Here is an 18,114-nt window from a genome sequence, read left to right as displayed (position 1 = left end):
GTCATTGGGTGGCTCCTTTCCTAGCAGTCGATGACAACTGCACTTTGGCACATTCGATGCCGGTGGAGCAGGAGCCACCCACCTCATCCGGAATGGGCCGAGCCTCGCCTCCAAGTCTGCGCGTCAGTTCCGGAAGATGCGGAGTACGCCGGCACCAGCATCCCAAAGGTCCAAAAGCCGGGCGTAGAAATGCTCACGCGCGACGAAGGGGCTCTGTCCTAGGCCAGTAAGTTCCACCTCGAGTGTATCGATCAAGCGAAGAAGGCGGCGGCGGTGAATGCCAAGGCGACTTTGAACAGGGTCGGCAAACACGCCTGCGAACGCGGCGAAAACCGATCCGATCATGATAAGCCCTGCCATGGTGACGGTGATAAGCCAGGGCGATGCGCCCGTCGGGAAAAAACCGTACCAAATCCCGCCAATTGTCTGACCCAGCGGAAACTCCGTGATGGCATTGTTGCTTGCCATAGCATCTGCAACGCCCGGCGCCATCGAGATCATGCCCGGTGTTGGCGCCTGAAAGACTAGTGCACCAACAACAAGCGCACAGAGCACGGTAGTCATCTCGGCAACGGCAGACCGAGTTGCCGCATACTCGGAAATCGCGCCCGCCATTCGATGGCCGAGGGTCTCTGCATCTGCCGCACTCTCTCGTTGCCTGATCATTTCGCGAAACTTCGGTGCGGCAAGGATGGCTCGCGAAAGCGCGTCCGGACTATGAGCCTCAGCCCCCTGCGCCAACGACAGCTGGAGAAGATCGGTCACGACGCAGGCCTCGACCCTGCGCGCCACAGTGGTGCGCAACAGGATACGCCGTGAGGCCAGCCAGTCCGAGGCACCACGCCACTGTGTACAGAGGCAAAGGTATGCCGCGATCCGCGTCAGCACCAGGATCGGCGACAGCACCAGATTCATCGGGGCGCGCAAAATGTCCCAACCGAGTGCCGATCGGTGAAGGAGAAGTGTTCCGGGCCAGGTGAAATGCCTTGCCACAAACACATCCACCTCAGCCCGCCGGTCCGTAAAGTATTCACGGACTTTCGGACGGACAACATTATCGACTTCCACGGTGGGGTTCGATAGCGACCTCATGGCGGTGACCCGCGATCCCTGTCTTGTTGTGCAAGAAACGTTTTATCCTGTTTCACGGCTCGGCATGCTAGCCGCTTAACTACTCTCTTCATATCTCATCAAGTGAGCATTGTTGTAAGAGGGTTGACGAGGCTTTTTGTTCACCAGTCCGTTTGTGCTTTTACTTCGAACAGCACTTTTCAGGCATTGCTGTCACTCAGCAAATCGAAATGCTGCTGTGTGCACGAATGGCGACTTTCGGGAAGTCGACTAGTAACATCTGAAAAAAGCCGAATGTCGGTAAAGGGCCGTTGAGCGAAGCGTCCTATAGGCAGGCTGCACTACTTGAGGACGAGAATGACTTGCCAATATTCATTTGGCCCGCAAGAACTAGGATGCTCAGTTGTCGACCCGTGTAGCGATGGCTGATGAAATTCGACCGGCGCAACACGCCCAAACGGTGGACACATTGAACAGATATGGGCATCTTAGTACGCCGCCTGCAGGGCCTTTTCGATTCATAGCGTTGGACGTCGAAACGGCGGGCAGATCTATCAGTAGCATATGCCAGATCGGGCTTTGTTTTGTTAGCGAGACTGGTTCTATGCAAACTTACTCTGTCCTAATTGACCCCGAGGGACCATTTGAGAATTTCAATACTGAACTTCACGGGATTTCCGCTGAAACCGTGATTGGGGCTGAAACTTTCCCAATGGTCTACGCGTCCTTGTTTGAAGTCCTGAATACCCACAACCTTGTGCAGCACAGTACGTTCGATGAAAAGGCGATGACGGCTGCTTGTGCCCGGTATGGCCTGCCAATGATCTCGTCGCATTGGACTAATAGCGTGTCGATTGCCCGTCGAGCATGGCCATCGTTGAAGGGCGCCGGTGGGCACGGGTTGGCAAATCTTAAGAAGCATCTCGGCCTTGAGTTTCATCACCATGATGCTGGTGAAGACGCTCGTGCTTCAGCTTCTGTGATCCTGAAAGCAGAGGAGACTTTAGGGACGCCGTTGTCTTATCTCAGGACGAACCGCCAGTTGAACTTCCAATTCGGAAACCCATCAAAGAGATAAGCGGTCAAGGTCTATAAGATCCTGCTGAACGACAAACTAACCGTGCAATGTTGTGCAGTGTAAGAAGTCTGGCCCCGCGGAAGCAGTCATCCCAAATTCTGCTTTGCTCGAATTTTGGGAATGAGCTGTCTATGTGGTTAGTTAGTAGCGGGGCAGGGGGCTTTGAGTATGTGACGGGTGGGACCATTGGCTAAATCTTGAAAAACAAGGTATGGGAATTTGCTGCTGTTGCTCCGGGGTCCGGTGGGCGATGACGTCAGACATCGTACACATGGTAAGCGGCAATTCGCGGTTACCAGCGCAATGTAAGCTACTCAGCAAAGCACTCTTACTTCGAGGCGTTGAGTTGTGCGTCCAACTCAGAGAACGATGTGGCCCAGAATTCTGCCAGAAACGCTGAAACCTCCTGTTCTGAGGTTTCCGATCTATTGCCCTCGGCATCCGTCGCTTGACCCATTGTGTATCGCAAGTCGGTGCCAGTGTTCGTTTGCGTCAGCTGATATGTCTCGGGCAAGCTCACCCCAGTGCGCGCCGGGTCCTGGATGCAGGTCGAGAAATAGTCGAACGGTTCCCAATCAGTAATGCGGTAGAAAAAGTCCGCCAATTCGTGGGAGCAATGATAACCTGACCCGTTGCCGAGACGCCCTTGTGGGCTGTCGACCTTGATTTCCTGCACTCGGTTCATCCATTTCAGCTTTAGCTCCGGCGCGACCAACGCTTCCCAGACGACCGCGATTGGCGCATCGAAATGATGGCGGAATGTCCAAACTCCGTCTTCCTCGGTCAGGAAATGACACTCACGGTTTGCACGTAAACGTTCCCATGATTTAGCCAAATCGTAGACTGACATCGAAACCTCGCCAAAATGCTCGATTTCCTGTGAAAATGGTTCCACTATGCCTTTGATATCCATGGCGTTTGCAGCGTCCTCGCTGAACAGCGCATAACTGCGCACACCGGTGGCTTCAACAACATTCGTCTTGGCCATTCGGTGGACCAGAATAACGTCGGCGCCGGAAAAGTCCTTCACCGGGCCAAGTTGCATTTCTTCGAACCGACCATGATGGGCGATAACCTTCAAATCCAGTCCTCCGACATTGGCACACGCGTTGCAGGTACAGGTTGTGTTGGCAATTATGTCCTGCCGACGAAGTGCAAATGCGTTGTAGAGGTTTTCGCAGATGGTCAGGAAGGTCTCGCCGGAGGGGAAATCCTGCCGTGTTGAATATGCCAGAACCGCATCGCCTTCGGTTTTCCAGAAATTGAGCGGATCACCCACTTGTTCGATCAACACTCCCAGCAAAGATTGCAAAATCGGATTGGCGTGATCCATTTCTGACGATGTCAGAAATTGGGTGTATCCGGATATATCGGCGATCAATAGATATCCAGTTTGAGTTGACATGGCGCCCTCCCCAAAAGAGTGTTTGGCGGGATTACTTTTTCTGTTGCACTGGCGATTAACCCTCAAGGTCAATTGACGCCAGATCTGTGGAATGCTTGCGTTTCAAACAGGGCTCAAAACCACTTCGGGCTGAAACTCGCCATAGACGGTCGTCATGAACCGTAGGCTGGGAGCTCAGAGGCTTAGTAGCAAGCGAAAGGCCGAAGTGGTCACCAATTCACGCATCACTGCCCCTAAAAGGCGGCGCCACTAAAGCGATGGCCCTACGCCCATCCGAGTTGTTTTAGAGAGTGCCCGTCGTTCCAGATCTTGGTCATTCGGGCGATCTTACCGCCTTCAAATTCCATAACGTAGGCATAGTTGGTTGCAATTTCCTTGCCGGTGGCAGGAACCGGTCCACCCTCACCGGTTTGCTTACCACTAAATACTGCCGTAGCGGTTACGATGTTCCGTTCGTGATCCGTGGAGAAAGAGGTGATGGTGTATTTGCCATCGGGGATTGGGGTCAAAATTCCGGCCGTCCAGGCTGTATAACCCTCAATTGTCGAGATGTCGGCCAATGCGTCGGCTTCGCATGTAAAGGCAGCACCGTCCTGACAGTATGTCTTGCAGACGTCCCAGCCCTTGCCTGTTTCGCACGCATCAAAGAAGGCCATGGCCGTTTCGGAAATACTCATCGTGTTTCTCCTATCCCTGTTTCCTTACGTCCAGCGCTTCGTCGCCGTCAGTTCTGTTTGGATAGGTTAGTTTTAGAACATTTATTTTAAAAAAACAATTTTAAAAAATTGAGTGATCGGCCTCACCCACGTATTTCCTTCATAATCATGTCGTAAAAATTTGGTATTACGTGCTTTTTCTCGTCGTGCCGCCCATACAAAACAGTCCCGTGGACGCAAAAAACCACAAAGCTTGCAAGCTGCGCCGTGTCCTTGTCCGGCCCGATGTCTCCATCCGCCTGGGCACTACGAAAAGCGGCTTCAACCAGCGATTCCACCTCTGCACAGAACGCGCCCACCTGTTCGGCGGCCTCAGGACTTATCACATGTTTCTGCGCAAGGTGGTTCATCATCAGGCAGCCCTTGTATTCCGACTTGGCGGCTCCCAAAAAAACGTTTCGGAGAAACATTTCGACACCCTCTAAGTTCGGGTTGTCGATCAGAATACGGTAGCGCGGCCCGATAACATGATCGCGATAATGATCCAGAGCTGCCGAGAACAATCCCTCCTTGTCCCCAAACTCCTTGTACATACTGGCCGTGTTAAGCCCGGTTTCGCGGACGACATCACTTATTGACGTAGCCTTGTAGCCGTTTTGCCAAAAAACACCCATGGCTTTTTCAACCACGGCTTCGCGTGAATATGATCTTGGCCTACCCATCGGAAAATACTAAAATGATCATTTAAAAATCACAACACTTGCCGCCAGAGCAAGTTCTGGGCAAAACCGTGTCGTAGGGTAGAATCTTCGTGAATTGCTGCGGGTGGCCGGTCGCGCAACTGTATCTTGTCAGCGCAGCGGGCCAGTTTGGACTACACGATCATGGAGAAAACTGCCTGCCCCCAATGGTCGCGAGAGGCGCAAAACCGCCCAATTCAGTATGTTGAAAAAACGCCCACAACCTCAAACCCTACCGTCAAGATGGCAGTAGGGTCATCACGTATAACGCACCGTGGTTCCGGGTTACTGGCCTCAGAAATCCTTCCGACGGAAACCGCCCATGATAGCACCACCCATCAGGCATGTTAGGTTTCGCCAGGATGGCTCAACCGCATAATTGGCTAATTCCGTAGCCAGCGTGTCAAAGGCACCTTTGTTGGTTTTTATCATGTGACCGGGCGACATGAAGCCAGCAGTCAAGATAGATTTCTCGACATTCTCGAAGCACATGGCGTTGCCGAAGTTGCCGACTCCTGAGACGAGCTCTTTGCCTTCTTCGTTGCCGCCCCATGTCAGCCAGGGCGAAAGGAAGATGAAAGGCGGCATGGCGTTTACGGCAATTGCGCCGTACTCCATTTCAGTCACCGCTCGGTCCAGAGCAGCCTGATGCGTCTTCTTAGTGTCTTCGTCGATCAGGATTGCGCTACCCAAGGTGCCAAGCAGCTTTTCATTGCAGAAGGCAACTGCAGCGGGCAGGAATTCGGCAGCGTTGGCAGGCACGTCCAACGGCACTTCACCAATGATCTGGCAGAAAGCCTCGTTGCGTGTGCCATAGCTATCTTCTTCGATCCCGGTGATCAGCAGGTTTTCAGCCGCCTTGAACTGACCGCCCTCCGGTGACAACCGCTCAGCTTCCGGATAGGCGGTGAGGAACCCGTCTTTCACCTCGCCAGCCCCCGGATAATAGGTGCCCTCGGCGGGCGTGTCTTCGACGATCGCCTTGCGAATGGCATCCAGAAACTGATCCCGCTGGGCCCAGTGTTTCGAGGTTACCAATGTTTGAACTCGACCGCAGACTGCACCACCGTTGAGCTTGTTTATCGTGACGATCTGGTGTGCCTGGTGAGCGATTTCCTTGTCGGTCCACGGGCGGTCGCCCGGCACGATAATCACCGGGTTGTTGCCTCCGCATTCGGAGATCAATTCGGCCTGGGTGGCACTTTGGATCGCTTTGGCGGTTCCGGCACCACCCGTGAAGTAGATCTTGTCGATCCTGGTATCGGTCGTCAGCACACGCCCCTGGTCGTGATCGGCGAAAGCCAGGGCCTGATGATCGATCAGCGGGGCCATGACCTTTTCCCAAACCTTATCGCTTTCGGCATTCAGGTGGTGTGGTTTGTGCACCACGACCTTGTTGTCAAAGAAGATTGCCTTGAGCATCTCCAAAGACGACGAATAGTTCCCTGCTCCCAATACGGCGGTGATACCGGCAGGTTTGTCCATCGGATTCACTTGCTTCGGTTCGCCCTTGACCCGAATGACATCCTTCCGGTCGCCGTTCATCAGCTTGTCCTTGGTGTCGATCGGGAAGACCGCGATATCATAGCGATCATCGCCAACTTTGGTGATGCTGATCGGCTCAGGCATCTTTCCATGCACGATACCTTCATAAACGTCGATGGCAGCAGAAACGGTATTGGCCATCGGAACAATCGTGGCGATCTTTGACAATGGGTCAGTATAAATCTCTTCGCCCATCTGACCATTCTTCATGGCCGTGTCCGAGGCGGCGAGTTCACCACCAAATTTCTTTAGGTTTTCGCGCACAGCTTCCAGTAGGGCTAACCGCTCGGCGGGGGAGGTAGCGGCCCATTTCTGTGGGTTCAGGTGAGCAATGGCGTCATCGGTTTTCATCTGACTGTCCTTAAGTGTTCGGTCGGAGCGAGTTGGGAAAAGCAGGGTCAGCGAGCGATCGACATGACCATGCGGTCAAAAGCACGGTCGCCCAACCATTTGCGGACACCCATCATCAAGCTTGCGTATTTTCCGGCGGCGTAGCGGGTCTTGGGTCTGCGGGCCTTCACCGCCCGGGACACAACATCGGCAATCACCTGTGGGGACGAGCCGCCGCCATCCTTGTAGTTTTCGGCAGTTGCCTTGGCGACGGTTTTGGCCATCGGTCCATAGGCCGTATTGCCCGAAAACTTCAGCATCGGGCCTTCGACAACATTTCCGAAAGAGGTCTGAATGATGCCGGGTTGGACCACAACCACGTCAATACCAAACTGTTTCAGCTCAAGGCGCAGGCAGTCAGACAAACCTTCGAGAGCGTGTTTCGAGGCATGATACCAAGCACCCAAGGGGGTATAGATCTTGCCACCCATCGACGTTATGTTGATGATCTTGCCTGCACGTTTCTCGCGCATGTAGGGAAGCAGTTCCTGTATCAACGCGGCAGCACCGAACAGGTTCACGTCCATCTGATAACGTGCTTCGTCGATCGGTACGTCCTCGACCGCACCATAAAGTCCAAATCCGGCATTATTCACCAGCACATCCGCGCCGCCGAACTTGTTGGTGATTTCAGCGACAGCGGATTTGCGACTGGCCTCATCCGAGACATCCATGGCAACAGGATGCGCGCCGAGCGCTTTCAGATCTTCCATTTTTTCCACCCGTCGGGCGGCGACGACGACAGTCAATCCATCCTTGATCAGTTGCTGAGCGATCACTTTACCCATGCCCGACGATGCACCAGTAACGAGCGCAACTTGCTGTGTGTTTGCCATTATTTACTCCAATTGTTTTGGACAGCTTGTCTTGTTCCGGATCATTTGCACCGTTTGGCCCAAGTCGATGCGTTCGGTATCTCCGGATACAAACGCAGATTGGAGCGTACGATTGCGCGGCTGCTCATTTTCGTTGCGGGCGCGGATTAAGTTCCGACATATCCCTCGCCTCGGCCGGGGTCATGCCTGTCCAGACTTGGAACGCGCGATAGAATGAGTTCGGCTCGCGGTATGCCAGCAAATAGGAGATCTCCTCGACGTTCAGCCCCTCCTCACTCAGATAGTGCATCGCCAGTTCCAAACGGGTTGATTCCAGCAGAGTTTGGAAGGTCTCGCCTTGCTCCTTCAGTTGACGTTGCAACGTGCGCTTGGACATGGCCATCCTTTTGCACATTGCCTCAATATTTGCCTCACCCGAAGGCAACATGTCATGTAGGACCCGCTTGGCGCGCATCACGATGGGCGTGTCTGTTTCATGTATCTCCATCTTGCGGCGAAGTTGTTTCTCAAATTCCGGCCAGGCTTCCTCGTTTTCAGTGATCAGGGGGAGGTCCGCGTCTTCGCGACGCAGGGAAATGCTTGCGCCGGGCGTTGGGTGGCGTCCCAGATACAAAAGTACTTCCTCACCCGGATGTTCAATGACTGGAAGCTTCACGTGTGCTGGCACGATATGCTCAGCAGTGTGGCTACGGGCGCTCTCCAGCAGGTAAAGTGCTTCGAACCAGACCATTCGCGGTGGAACTGGAATTGTGGGATCGACAGAGCCGATGGCAACATGCAGACAATCATTGTCCTCGGAGAGCTCCAGAGTGATCGGTGCCATCAGCGGCTTGAACACTGACAGTCGTTGAAGGCCGGTGCGTAAATCGGGTGAGCAGGAAAAAGAGAACATCGCGGGCGTAAATGGCGCGTGAGCAAAGAGTTTGCTCAAGATGAGCGGCAAATCGGGGCGTTTGGCTTCTTCTTCAACTGCCTGCCACAGATCGAAAACTTGCGCGGGCGTGACCCCCTTGCCCTCGTTGCGCAGGAAATCACGCGGTAGCCCGGCCCGGAGAAACACCTGCTCAGGGGAGACTTTCAACAACTTGGCCAACTGTGTGATGGATTTGGCCATTGGATAAAGACGGTTTGGCGATTTCGCCTCCTGAAACGAGTATTTTAGTGCATCCTATATTTGCATGTGATTTCCACCGCGCCAGAGGCTGGAATGCCTTTGGCATGTTCTGATGGTCCTTTGGCGCAATATGATAGAGCAACAGCGAAGTCCCAGCATCGTGCTCCTCTCGAACCCTACGTTGACCATTTTCGTCACACTTATTGCTGGATTGCCTCAGAGGTTGGTTCCGAGCCCAGAATAACTGATGCTGCACTCTGGATTAGCGTCAGCTCTGATTTGGGGTCTGAACCTCTCGTATCGAGGCTTCTTCGAGACGTGCCTTGATACAGCCAACAACATTTTGCGCTGTCGCAATATCATCTGGCGATAGGCCTTCCGAAAGTTCATTCACTCATGGGATTTGCCTCGCAATCGCTGCTTCGTACAACTCCCGCCCCTTTCGAGTCATGACAACCAAGTGTGCCCGCTTGTGGTGTGGGTTCGGCTGAAACTCCACCATGCCTTCTTTGCTCAATTCATTGATGATCCGTTGTACGCCCTGCCGGTGAACGCCCATCGTCCGTGCATGCCAGGCAACGGATTCCGGTCGATCAGAATAGGCGATGGCACCAAGAATCTGCCATCGGGCACTTGTTAGACCGAGTTCTGATACGAGGCGATCACCAGCAAGCTGCAATCGACCGTTCAGCCGAAACACATCCAGTATCAAGGCTGTCAAGGCTTCTCCTTCTTCGGTCCTTCGCGCATTCGGCATGTCGATTCCTCATTTTATTTGACAGCGTGTTGTCATTGTGTTTGATGCTTCCTAAATATGACAACATGACACCAAAATGAAGCTACTTTCAAGGAGCACCGAAATGGTTAGTTTCAAACCGCTCGATCCTGAGTTTCCCATTGAACGGCAATTGGGCATCGACGCTGGACCCGTCGTTCTCGTCAATCTCTTCACAGTCGATCCTCTTGACCAAGACGCCCTCGTTGAAGCCTGGAAGAGCGATGCCCAATGGATGAAAAAGCAGCCGGGTTACATCAGCACCCAACTGCATAAGGCCATTGGTGACAGCAGCATGTATATGAACTACGCGGTCTGGGAGTCTGTTGCGGATTTTCGCGCCGCGTTTTCAAACCCCGATTTCCAGCAGCAGCTCAGCCACTATCCCTCAAGCGCTGTGACAGCACCCCATCTGTTCGAGAAGGTTGCGGTGCCGAATTGCTGTACGGCCTGACGTAATCCTTTCCAAAAGCCAATTTGAGTGAACCGCTATGAAAACAAAGATTCACGCCATCGCGGGCGGCATCGGCTTTGTGATGATCCTCCTCTTCTGGACATCAACGGCCACCAGCGAACTCTTTGCGAACCATGAAACAGTCGCAACCGTCAAGGCATTGATCCTAAAAGGCATGTTCATCCTCATACCGGCAATGGCGATTGCTGGCGGATCGGGCATGGTAATGGGCCGGAAACGCAAGGATGCGCTTACGAAAGCCAAGAAGGCCCGCATGCCTATCATTGCGTTGAATGGTTTGCTGATCCTCGTACCAGCCGCCTGGTTTCTGGCTGGCAAAGCTGCCGCTGGCGAATTCGACAGCACATTTTACACGGTCCAGGTGGTTGAGCTGATCGCCGGGGGAGCGAACATCACGATGATGGGACTGAACATTCGTGATGGCTTGCGATTGACTGGCAAAATTCGAAGGCCGCGTTGAAGATGTGGTGCCAATCCAAGCAGAGGCCAAAATTACCGACATTCGAGCAAACGCTGCGAATTGGTGCTATGTCCCGCAATGTGTGAGTTCGAGCAGCGCCAAAATTTGCACTTGCAGCGAATGACCGGAATGCGGGCTGCGACCGCAGAATGCCAGCGGAGTGCCGAACGTCTCTTATGGGCCGATACTGTTGAAAAACTTCGAATTTGCAGAAACTTAAGTCAAAAATTGCGCGTACAGAGCCGCTAAGTTTTTTCAGCTGAGGGGTCGGATCAAACTTAACACCGGCTGCCTGAGGACGCGTCAACGACTGTCAGCGAAGTCGGAGGTGGACTTTTCGGTTGAACGCCAATTCGCGGAAAAAACAAACTTCCCGGCTTTTCGAGTTTTTCAACAAAATCGGCCGCTCTTCCCTCTCTAAGTACCTCAGGTCGTTCCAATTCTGCGCCGCCTCTGAGGTCCGGTATGTGCCCAAAGTGGACCCGTCAATCTTGCGTTGTTGCCACTGATGATACCCTTACTTACATGCTTCAGGTCTTTAAAAGTTTCTTCAATGTTGCATTCAGTTGCCTGCTATTAAACAATGGTCTTTGGAGTATTTACTTACGGCGCTGACACAAACGACATCGAGACGAGGAGAACGGCAAGGGATGGGTTTTCAACGAATAGTGCGAAGCAGCATAGTGAGCTTCATAGCTGCGCAAATGCTGCTGGCAACGCAGCTTAGCACAATGGCGCAGGCAGAAATGCTCAGTACCAACGAGGTGATCTCTAGATACGAAACACATGCCGACCGCGATTTTTTGTTGAGTGAACTCAAAAGAAAAGAAATTCGTGACGAGCTTGTCGCAAGAGGAGTCGATCCCAAAGAAGCGGAAACGCGTCTTAAGGCACTATCGAATGAAGAAATTGCGTCAGTTTTGCACCAAATGGATCACGACACGGCTGGGGGCAATGGTATTGTTGGCGCGTTACTAACAGTGTTTATCATATTGCTTGTGACGGATCTCTTGTGTCTGACGAAAGTGTTCCCCTTTACCCGGTGTGCTGGCCGCTGAGCTGTTTTCGCCCTCTTCGATTTCGAGGTTGGCTCATAGGCTTCCTGCCAGCTTTACTGGTCGCATGCGCGCACACGCAGAAGCAAATACCGTCGCAGGTTGACGTCCCGTTTCGAGCCGAAGTTAAGGGCGTGCCACTTATTGAACAAAACGAGTTCTACTGTGGACCTGCGTCGCTTGCGATGGTGTTTCAGTGGTCGGGGCTGGACGTCACTCAAGACGAGGTGGCGGCTCAATCCTTTACCCCTGGGGCGAAAGGAACTTATCTCGCCGACATGGTCGGGGCCGCCCGTCGACATGCAATGCTAGCAGTTAGATTATCAACTGTAGAAGAGGTGCTTGACGAAGTTGCTGCAGGAAACCCTGTTATCATTTTTCAGAACCTTGGCTTGAGATGGGCGCCTCGATGGCACTATGCGGTCGTTGTTGGTTATGACTTGAATAGCGACAAGATCACCCTTCACTCAGGTGAGCATGAGAGAATGACGATGGATCTTCGGCTGTTTATGCGAACATGGCGGCGGGGGGATTACTGGGCGATGGTCGCTTTACCTCCCGACCAATTGCCGACAACAAAAAATCAATGGGAGATAGTGCGGGCGGCGGCAGCACTGGAACAGCTAGGACACACCCACGCCGCCGCTAAGGTTTATATAAATGGTAGTTCCCGTTGGCCCGACAATTGGATATGGGCATACGGGCTTGGCAATACACGGTACCAGGAAGGCGACCTAGAAGGCGCAAAGAAAGAGTTTGAACGTGCCGCTAGAATTAACCCTTCTCCGCCAGAAATTCACCACAATCTGAGGCTTGTTGTCCAGGAACTATCGGAGTCTGCCACAGGTTCGGATTGATAATTTTTTTGGCTTTTTTCTCTAGAAGCGACGCCAAATAGCATGGCTCAAAAGAACGTTTTGCTGGCCTTAGCCAAATCCCCATTGCTAAGGCACTAGGTGGAATAGCTCAAACGGCAGCTTCATCCGCATTGTGTGCGTTCAGCCAGCCTTTGATTTTGTGCTCTCAACGAACGGCAGGTTCAACGGACCTCGCCGCAGCATGGAGACTATGGGGTGAATGTCCGAAAAGGGCCGATAAGCCCGACAACAATTGACGCTTTTTTTGACAAGCCAGTCATGCTCTGGTGCAATCATGAAGGTGAATAAACCTGCGCTGGCCTACGGGGCTTTGTTGCTTGCAATGCTGATCAGTGCCGGGAACTTTTTGTTCGGAAATTTGGCAGTCAATGAAGTTCATCCGGTTGTACTGACTTTTTGGCGTTGCTTGATTGCAGCAGTATTTGTGCTGCCACTTGTTTTGAGGGGACGGGGCAACCCGTTCCAGCATTTCAAGGGCAGTTGGCTCCGTATCACAGTCCTTGCCTGCATAGGAGTGGTGGCTACGCCCTGGTTTGTCTATTCAGCACTCCGATCCAATGACCTGATAGATCTTGGTGCCGGATACACCAGTGTACCTTTGCTGACGATCTTGTTTTCTACACTGCTGCTTAACGAACGACTGCAACCTGTCCAATACCTGGGTGTCGCAATTGCACTGGTAGGAGCGCTAATTTTTGCATTTCGCGGTGATTTGGAAAATCTGGTCAATTTCAACCCGCATCTTGCCTTCCTGCTGATGATTGCCTCCAACGCCTGCCGTGGGCTTTACTTAGTGCTTCTTAAGAAATGGAATATGAAACCTAAGCCCGACGAGGGCCTGTTCGTGATTTTCGTCATTGGCATCACGGTTTTGCTGCCGTTTGTTTTGTTCGTTGAAGCAGGTACATCTCGGTTATTCGCCTATTCTTGGCAGGTCTGGGGCTCAATCCTGTTCATTGGAGTTGGAATGGGCGCCATCTACCTCCACTTGCTAAATTTTGGCACAAGTGAAGTTGGCGCGTCGACGGCTTCCTTGTTTGCATATCTTGTGCCGATTTTCGTTGCGATCGAAGCCGTGACTCTAAAGGGCATGCACCTTCAGCTCTATCAAGGCGTTGGTGGTGTGCTGATTATCGCTGGAGTTCTGATTGCAACGCGGCTGCACCTTCGACCAACCCCTGCGGACCATCCGCCCCATTGATGCAGGTGTTGCCAAAGACCATAGGTTCAGCATCGATTTGGCTAGCGCTGTCGGAATTGAAGTATCTTGCTGTACTGCGCGATCCGCCACAGACGACAATCAGTCTGACAAACCAGTTTTCCATTGCTTATACCTGTGCTTCACACGTCTACCCCTATCGACGATGCTCACGAAGCCATCGACCGGCGTAAAGGCAGTACCGCGCGAATTGGCAGGTGTTGGGGCTGACTACCCGGCATCACTGCGGCTTGGCGCAATTTTTGGATGGTGTATTATTGTAGCCACCCCGGTCTGTAATCTGAACTAGGCTGGATGGGATGCTATTTTGCAAAGTGTGATTGATGACTGTTACCAATGACCTCAAATGGCCAGAAGAGCACAGCTGTCACTGTGCCTTTAATTGCTGGACGCTGGCTTAAAAAAGTTGAGCAAAATCAGTGCTTGATTGTGCCTTTAATTTCTGGACTGTATCATTAATTACCGGACTGTACCCTTAATTCCCGGACGGATTGTCCTGTGGATAAGTCGCGTGGGGATGATCTTGTCTAATGAAGTAGAGAACCCAGAAGAAAGAGCGCTCGCAGTTGAACGGGCCAATGCGTTGCGTCCAATACTGGAACTTGAGGAGTCAGGGCAAGATATAGGACCGCTACTGTTGGAAGCGGCCAAGATTATGGGCGTTTCGAGAAGCACCGCTTGGGATTTTTACCGCCGTCTTAAGATTAATGATGGGCGCGCGAGCTCCTTACTCCCTAAACGACGCGGTCCGAAGCATGGCTCACGTCGCCTGGAGCCAGATGTAGAAAACACTATCGAGCGCGTTCTACGTCAACACTATCTCGTTCCAGAACCCCCAAGCTTTCTGAGGATCGTCAGCGAGATCCGGGCGGAGTGCGCAGCGAGAGGCTATCGTCTTCCCACTCGGCGTACGATCAAGTCGCGTGTCGACGCTATGGATCAACGCGAGGTGATGCGGAAACGGAAAGGCGCAAAGGCGGCGAGGCAAGTTTTCGAGCCGAGGGTAGGGGCCTTGGATGTGGAGCGCCCTTTAGACGTTGTCCAAATCGATCACACTCTGGCTGACATCATTCTTGTCGATCAATTCGAGCGTAAACCTTTGGGGCGACCCTGGTTGACTCTCGCCATCGATGTCGCGACCCGCGTTGTTCTGGGCGTACATGTGAGTTTTGATACACCGTCAGTCTTGTCCATCGGTTTGTGTCTGCACCATTGCGTGCGAACGAAGTCGATCCGCGCGCCAGAGATACTGGAGGAGTTGTATTGGCCTGCTGCTGGGATTCCGCAAGCCGTTCATGTTGACAACGGGCGGGATTTCCGAAGCGACGCCTTCCAGTCGGCCTGTGCAGATTGGGGAATCTCAATCGAGTACAGGCCACCAGGTCGCGCGCATTATGGCGGCCATATCGAACGTCTGATAGGGACAACCATGGGCGCAGTTCATGTACTTCCGGGAACAACGCAATCATCCCCCAAGAACAGGGGGGATTACGACAGCTCTGATAATGCGGCAATGACATTGGAGGAGTTCGAGGATTGGCTGCACTTAGAGATATGTCGCTATCACAACACCGGCCACGGCGGATTGGGGCGAGCACCGCTGGCGGTTTGGTCAGACCTCGGTGGTGATGGCGTAGGCAGAAAGGTTGTCGATACCGAGGCGTTTCGCATCAGCTTCCTTCCTTTCGAACGTCGGCGTCTCGCTCGAACCGGGATCAAGCTGTTTTCTGTCGGCTATTGGAGCGACGCATTTGGTCCAATGATCGGTCGTGGAGTCGGGAAGGTTACTGTCAAGTACGACCCTCGCGATATGTCCCAGATTTGGGCTGTAAATGACGAAGGACGGACCATAGTAGCGCGCTACAAGAACCTGTCGCGGCCACGGATTTCGCTTTGGGAGTCGCGGCGTGCGCGCGCGATATTTCACGAACGCCAAGGCGGGACGATCCCGGAGTCGATGCTGTTTCAGATTATTGAAGAACAAAGGCGCATCGCGCACGCGGCCAAGCAGAAAACCCTGGCAGTGCGGCTGGAGGGAGAACGTCAAGCGCGACTTCCTAACGACAAAGCCAAACGCGATCCATCCCGCGAGATGTTCGCGATCGATACCAGTAATCCGGATCTTCCTACTTACCCGATAGATGACATTCATGGAAACAAACGAAAGACTTGATTTAGTCCGCAGTGACCGGTGGATCGCATTCGACCGTGCAAATATTGTTCTCAACAGGCTCACTTCCCTCATGGAGATGCCAAAACAGTCCCGGATGCCGGGCCTCATGGTTTACGGCAGTTCAGGGATAGGAAAGACCATGATCGCTAAGCGTATGGAAAGCCTGTACCCAACCCAATACGAAGCAGATATTGGTGTCACCCGAACACCGATCCTATTACTGCAGGCGCCACCAGCACCTGATGAGAGGCGCTTTTATCAGCACATTCTGGCATCGATCGGCGCGCCCATGTGGGGCCGGCATACCGTATCCGAACTGGAGGTGCGCGCCCTCAGCCATTTGCGCGACATGGACCTGAAGATGATCATGATCGACGAAGTCCACAACTTGCTGGCGGGCAGCTATCGTGAGCAACGGCGTTTCCTGAACATGCTGCGGTTCCTCGCCAATGATCTCTGTGCATCTCTCGTCGTCTTTGGTGTGAATGAAGCGGTCGACGCCATTCGCGGCGACGAACAACTGGCCCGACGACTGGACGAGCATTTCTTGCCTCTCTGGGAGGACGATATCGAGTTCTCTCGTCTCATCCAGACGCTGATCGCCGCGATGAAATTGGAGCGCGGATCCAGCCTCAGTGTGCATTCGCTTCGGACCATTCTGGGTGTGACTGGCGGTGTTACGTCGCGGGTATTCACGATGGTCAAGGCGCTTGCGATAGACGCTATCGAGACAGGCGAGGAGCGTATCACGGATGAGGCTGTTCAAGCCTGGCAACCAATCTGGGCTAAGCACAGCTGGAACATCCGAAGACAGCCAGTTCCAGCGTTTTAGTGCCTCCTTCTCCGTTGCCGAGGCGTCCACCACCGCTACAAGACGAATTGTTATCAAGTTGGGTCAGCCGACTTGCTGCTGCCAACTATTGCTCTGTTCCTGAATTGCTTGGCTATCTCGGGTTTTCGGGTGATAAGCCGCCGGAGACCAGTCACGATCTGCGAGGCGCAAATATCGATCGGTTCGGTACTCTGGCTCATCTGCCGTCGAGTGACATACAGGGCATGTTGCTCAAGCGTCGCGCAGGGTTTCCAGTCGAATGTGTGCCCTGTTCAGACTTTCAGTACTGTCCGACATGTACGCAGAAAGTGCCTGGAGTTTCCCTGCGGCACTGGCGCTATGCTTGGTCTATGATCTGCAATTCTTGCGGTACTGGCCTGTTACCTCTCGGCACGGCGCCAGGTGCAGAGTTTAAAGTTCCGGCACGGTTGGAAGTCCGAGCTTCAAAGGGTGCAGCCTGGTTGGAGCAATTGTATTGGCGCAGCAGTCAGCATGTTGGCCGGAAATTGGACTTGGCGCTGCAGGTGGTACGGGTACTTGCGCCAGAGCTTCGTCACGCGGGGCTCTGCTCCAAATCCCGCCATGACCGGTATACTATGCTCGCTGCTGTTCACCTATTGATGACGCGACCATTGGTGGCCGTATCTATTGCGATGCGTCGTGATCCTGCAGCACGGGATAGGCTACGCATGGCATTCCCTGGTCAACGCAATTTATTGGATCAACTCGTTCACCTTTCATGCAGTTCGCCAACCCGGGCGAAAGATGATCGTAAAAATCAGAAGGCCTGGTTTCCGGCACGAAAATCCGACAACACAACTAAACCCGATTTTCTGACAGCGGCGAAAATAGCAATCGAACAACTCGGTGTGAATGCGGACCGTGCAGAGTTGCTCCGATGTGCGGATCGCACCCTCGAAAAAAGTCGCCGCTAGCCTGTGGATATCCGAGAATTAAGGGCACAAAATTGGGTCAAATGTTCCAGCATGTATCTGCGTCCAGTAATTAAGGGCACAATGACAATGCGCCAGGAACTCAGCGTTGGTCGCTTCTTCGATTGCGCGCTCGCGGCGATCATCGACGAATACTTAACAACCCACCTGTTGAGAGTAGCGTGGTCCACCCGCACGCCGCGTTCGGCCATGATCTCTTCCAAATCACGGTACGACACTGTGTACCGCAAATAGAAATATACAGCGTAAAGAACTGCATCCTTGGGAAAGTGGCAGCCTTTCAGAGAGATCATACTTAAAACCTGTTCGAAAACTATTCGACAGGAAGAGACTGCGAAACCTGAGTGCTCGTCAATCTCAGTTCAAAATTTGCGACATGTATGGACATCCCCCTTTGGGCAAGAAGAATCTTTGGCTGGTAATTCGCGTAGCCAGGTGCTGACATGTATGCGGCCTCAT

At 53.1% G+C, this 18,114-nt stretch carries 17 protein-coding genes and 1 pseudogene; 9 read left to right on the top strand and 9 right to left on the bottom strand.

All coding sequences use genetic code 11. The features are described 5' to 3' along the window. Positions 1–123 precede the first annotated feature (123 nt). Positions 124–1,092 carry a DUF6635 family protein gene (locus ACR1XY_RS22950; RefSeq protein WP_480596867.1) on the bottom strand — a complete coding sequence of 323 codons (969 nt, stop codon included), beginning with the start codon at positions 1,090–1,092 and terminating at the stop codon, positions 124–126. A gap of 400 nt (positions 1,093–1,492) precedes the next feature. Between ACR1XY_RS22950 and ACR1XY_RS22945 the strand changes: the two genes are divergently transcribed. Next, positions 1,493–2,149, top strand: a complete 657-nt coding sequence (locus tag ACR1XY_RS22945; protein WP_480596869.1) for an exonuclease domain-containing protein — start codon at positions 1,493–1,495, stop codon at positions 2,147–2,149. 328 nt (positions 2,150–2,477) lie between these two features. Here the strand turns inward: ACR1XY_RS22945 and ACR1XY_RS22940 are convergent, their stop codons facing one another. From ACR1XY_RS22940 to ACR1XY_RS22910, 7 genes are all read right to left on the bottom strand, one after another. Then, on the bottom strand, positions 2,478–3,554 hold the full coding sequence (locus tag ACR1XY_RS22940; RefSeq protein ID WP_480596865.1) for a DUF2652 domain-containing protein: 1,077 nt from the start codon (positions 3,552–3,554) through the stop codon (positions 2,478–2,480). 263 nt (positions 3,555–3,817) lie between these two features. After that, positions 3,818–4,231, bottom strand: coding sequence for an ester cyclase (locus ACR1XY_RS22935; protein WP_480596862.1), 414 nt, complete (start codon positions 4,229–4,231; stop codon positions 3,818–3,820). 122 nt (positions 4,232–4,353) lie between these two features. Next, on the bottom strand, positions 4,354–4,899 hold the full coding sequence (locus tag ACR1XY_RS22930; RefSeq protein WP_480596860.1) for a TetR/AcrR family transcriptional regulator: 546 nt from the start codon (positions 4,897–4,899) through the stop codon (positions 4,354–4,356). A gap of 345 nt (positions 4,900–5,244) precedes the next feature. Continuing rightward, positions 5,245–6,846 carry an aldehyde dehydrogenase family protein gene (locus tag ACR1XY_RS22925; RefSeq protein ID WP_480596858.1) on the bottom strand — a complete coding sequence of 534 codons (1,602 nt, stop codon included), beginning with the start codon at positions 6,844–6,846 and terminating at the stop codon, positions 5,245–5,247. Between the two features lie 47 nt (positions 6,847–6,893). Beyond that, entirely contained in the window at positions 6,894–7,721 is an 828-nt protein-coding gene (locus ACR1XY_RS22920; RefSeq protein WP_480596856.1) for an oxidoreductase, read from the bottom strand. A 124-nt stretch (positions 7,722–7,845) separates the two neighbouring features. Continuing rightward, positions 7,846–8,835 (bottom strand): helix-turn-helix transcriptional regulator, encoded by a 990-nt coding sequence (locus ACR1XY_RS22915; protein WP_480596854.1) that lies wholly within the window; start codon positions 8,833–8,835, stop codon positions 7,846–7,848. 394 nt (positions 8,836–9,229) lie between these two features. Then, positions 9,230–9,592, bottom strand: a complete 363-nt coding sequence (locus tag ACR1XY_RS22910; RefSeq protein ID WP_480596852.1) for a MarR family winged helix-turn-helix transcriptional regulator — start codon at positions 9,590–9,592, stop codon at positions 9,230–9,232. Between the two features lie 103 nt (positions 9,593–9,695). Here ACR1XY_RS22910 and ACR1XY_RS22905 point away from each other — a divergent pair, with 103 nt between their 5' ends. The 8 genes from ACR1XY_RS22905 to ACR1XY_RS22870 all read left to right on the top strand — a co-directional run bounded on the left by ACR1XY_RS22905 (position 9,696) and on the right by ACR1XY_RS22870 (position 17,637). Further along, a complete protein-coding gene (locus ACR1XY_RS22905; protein WP_480596850.1) occupies positions 9,696–10,064 on the top strand; it encodes an antibiotic biosynthesis monooxygenase family protein in 369 nt (122 codons plus the stop codon). 37 nt (positions 10,065–10,101) lie between these two features. Next, positions 10,102–10,545: a hypothetical protein gene (locus ACR1XY_RS22900; protein WP_480596848.1), complete on the top strand. Its 444-nt coding sequence runs from the start codon at positions 10,102–10,104 to the stop codon at positions 10,543–10,545. A gap of 650 nt (positions 10,546–11,195) precedes the next feature. After that, entirely contained in the window at positions 11,196–11,603 is a 408-nt protein-coding gene (locus tag ACR1XY_RS22895) for a PA2779 family protein (RefSeq protein ID WP_480596846.1), read from the top strand. A gap of 131 nt (positions 11,604–11,734) precedes the next feature. Further along, positions 11,735–12,457 carry a PA2778 family cysteine peptidase gene (locus ACR1XY_RS22890; protein WP_480596844.1) on the top strand — a complete coding sequence of 241 codons (723 nt, stop codon included), beginning with the start codon at positions 11,735–11,737 and terminating at the stop codon, positions 12,455–12,457. Between the two features lie 295 nt (positions 12,458–12,752). After that, positions 12,753–13,679: a DMT family transporter gene (locus ACR1XY_RS22885; protein ID WP_480596842.1), complete on the top strand. Its 927-nt coding sequence runs from the start codon at positions 12,753–12,755 to the stop codon at positions 13,677–13,679. Between the two features lie 541 nt (positions 13,680–14,220). Next, positions 14,221–15,870 (top strand): transposase, encoded by a 1,650-nt coding sequence (locus ACR1XY_RS22880; protein ID WP_480596839.1) that lies wholly within the window; start codon positions 14,221–14,223, stop codon positions 15,868–15,870. Next, positions 15,839–16,702, top strand: a complete 864-nt coding sequence (locus ACR1XY_RS22875; protein WP_480596837.1) for a TniB family NTP-binding protein — start codon at positions 15,839–15,841, stop codon at positions 16,700–16,702. Before ACR1XY_RS22880 ends, ACR1XY_RS22875 begins: the two co-directional genes overlap by 32 nt. Further along, positions 16,702–17,637, top strand: coding sequence for a TniQ family protein (locus ACR1XY_RS22870; protein WP_480596834.1), 936 nt, complete (start codon positions 16,702–16,704; stop codon positions 17,635–17,637). The genes ACR1XY_RS22875 and ACR1XY_RS22870 overlap by 1 nt, the downstream gene beginning before the upstream one ends. A gap of 86 nt (positions 17,638–17,723) precedes the next feature. Here ACR1XY_RS22870 and ACR1XY_RS22865 read toward each other — a convergent pair. Then, positions 17,724–17,948 (bottom strand): annotated as a pseudogene (locus ACR1XY_RS22865) (IS6 family transposase); the annotation flags it as partial. Positions 17,949–18,114 lie beyond the last annotated feature (166 nt).

Source organism: Ruegeria sp. AD11(2025), assembly GCF_056542405.1.
The sequence above is the reverse complement of the archived record's forward strand: the minus strand, read 5'-3'. Positions and strand labels throughout refer to the sequence as shown.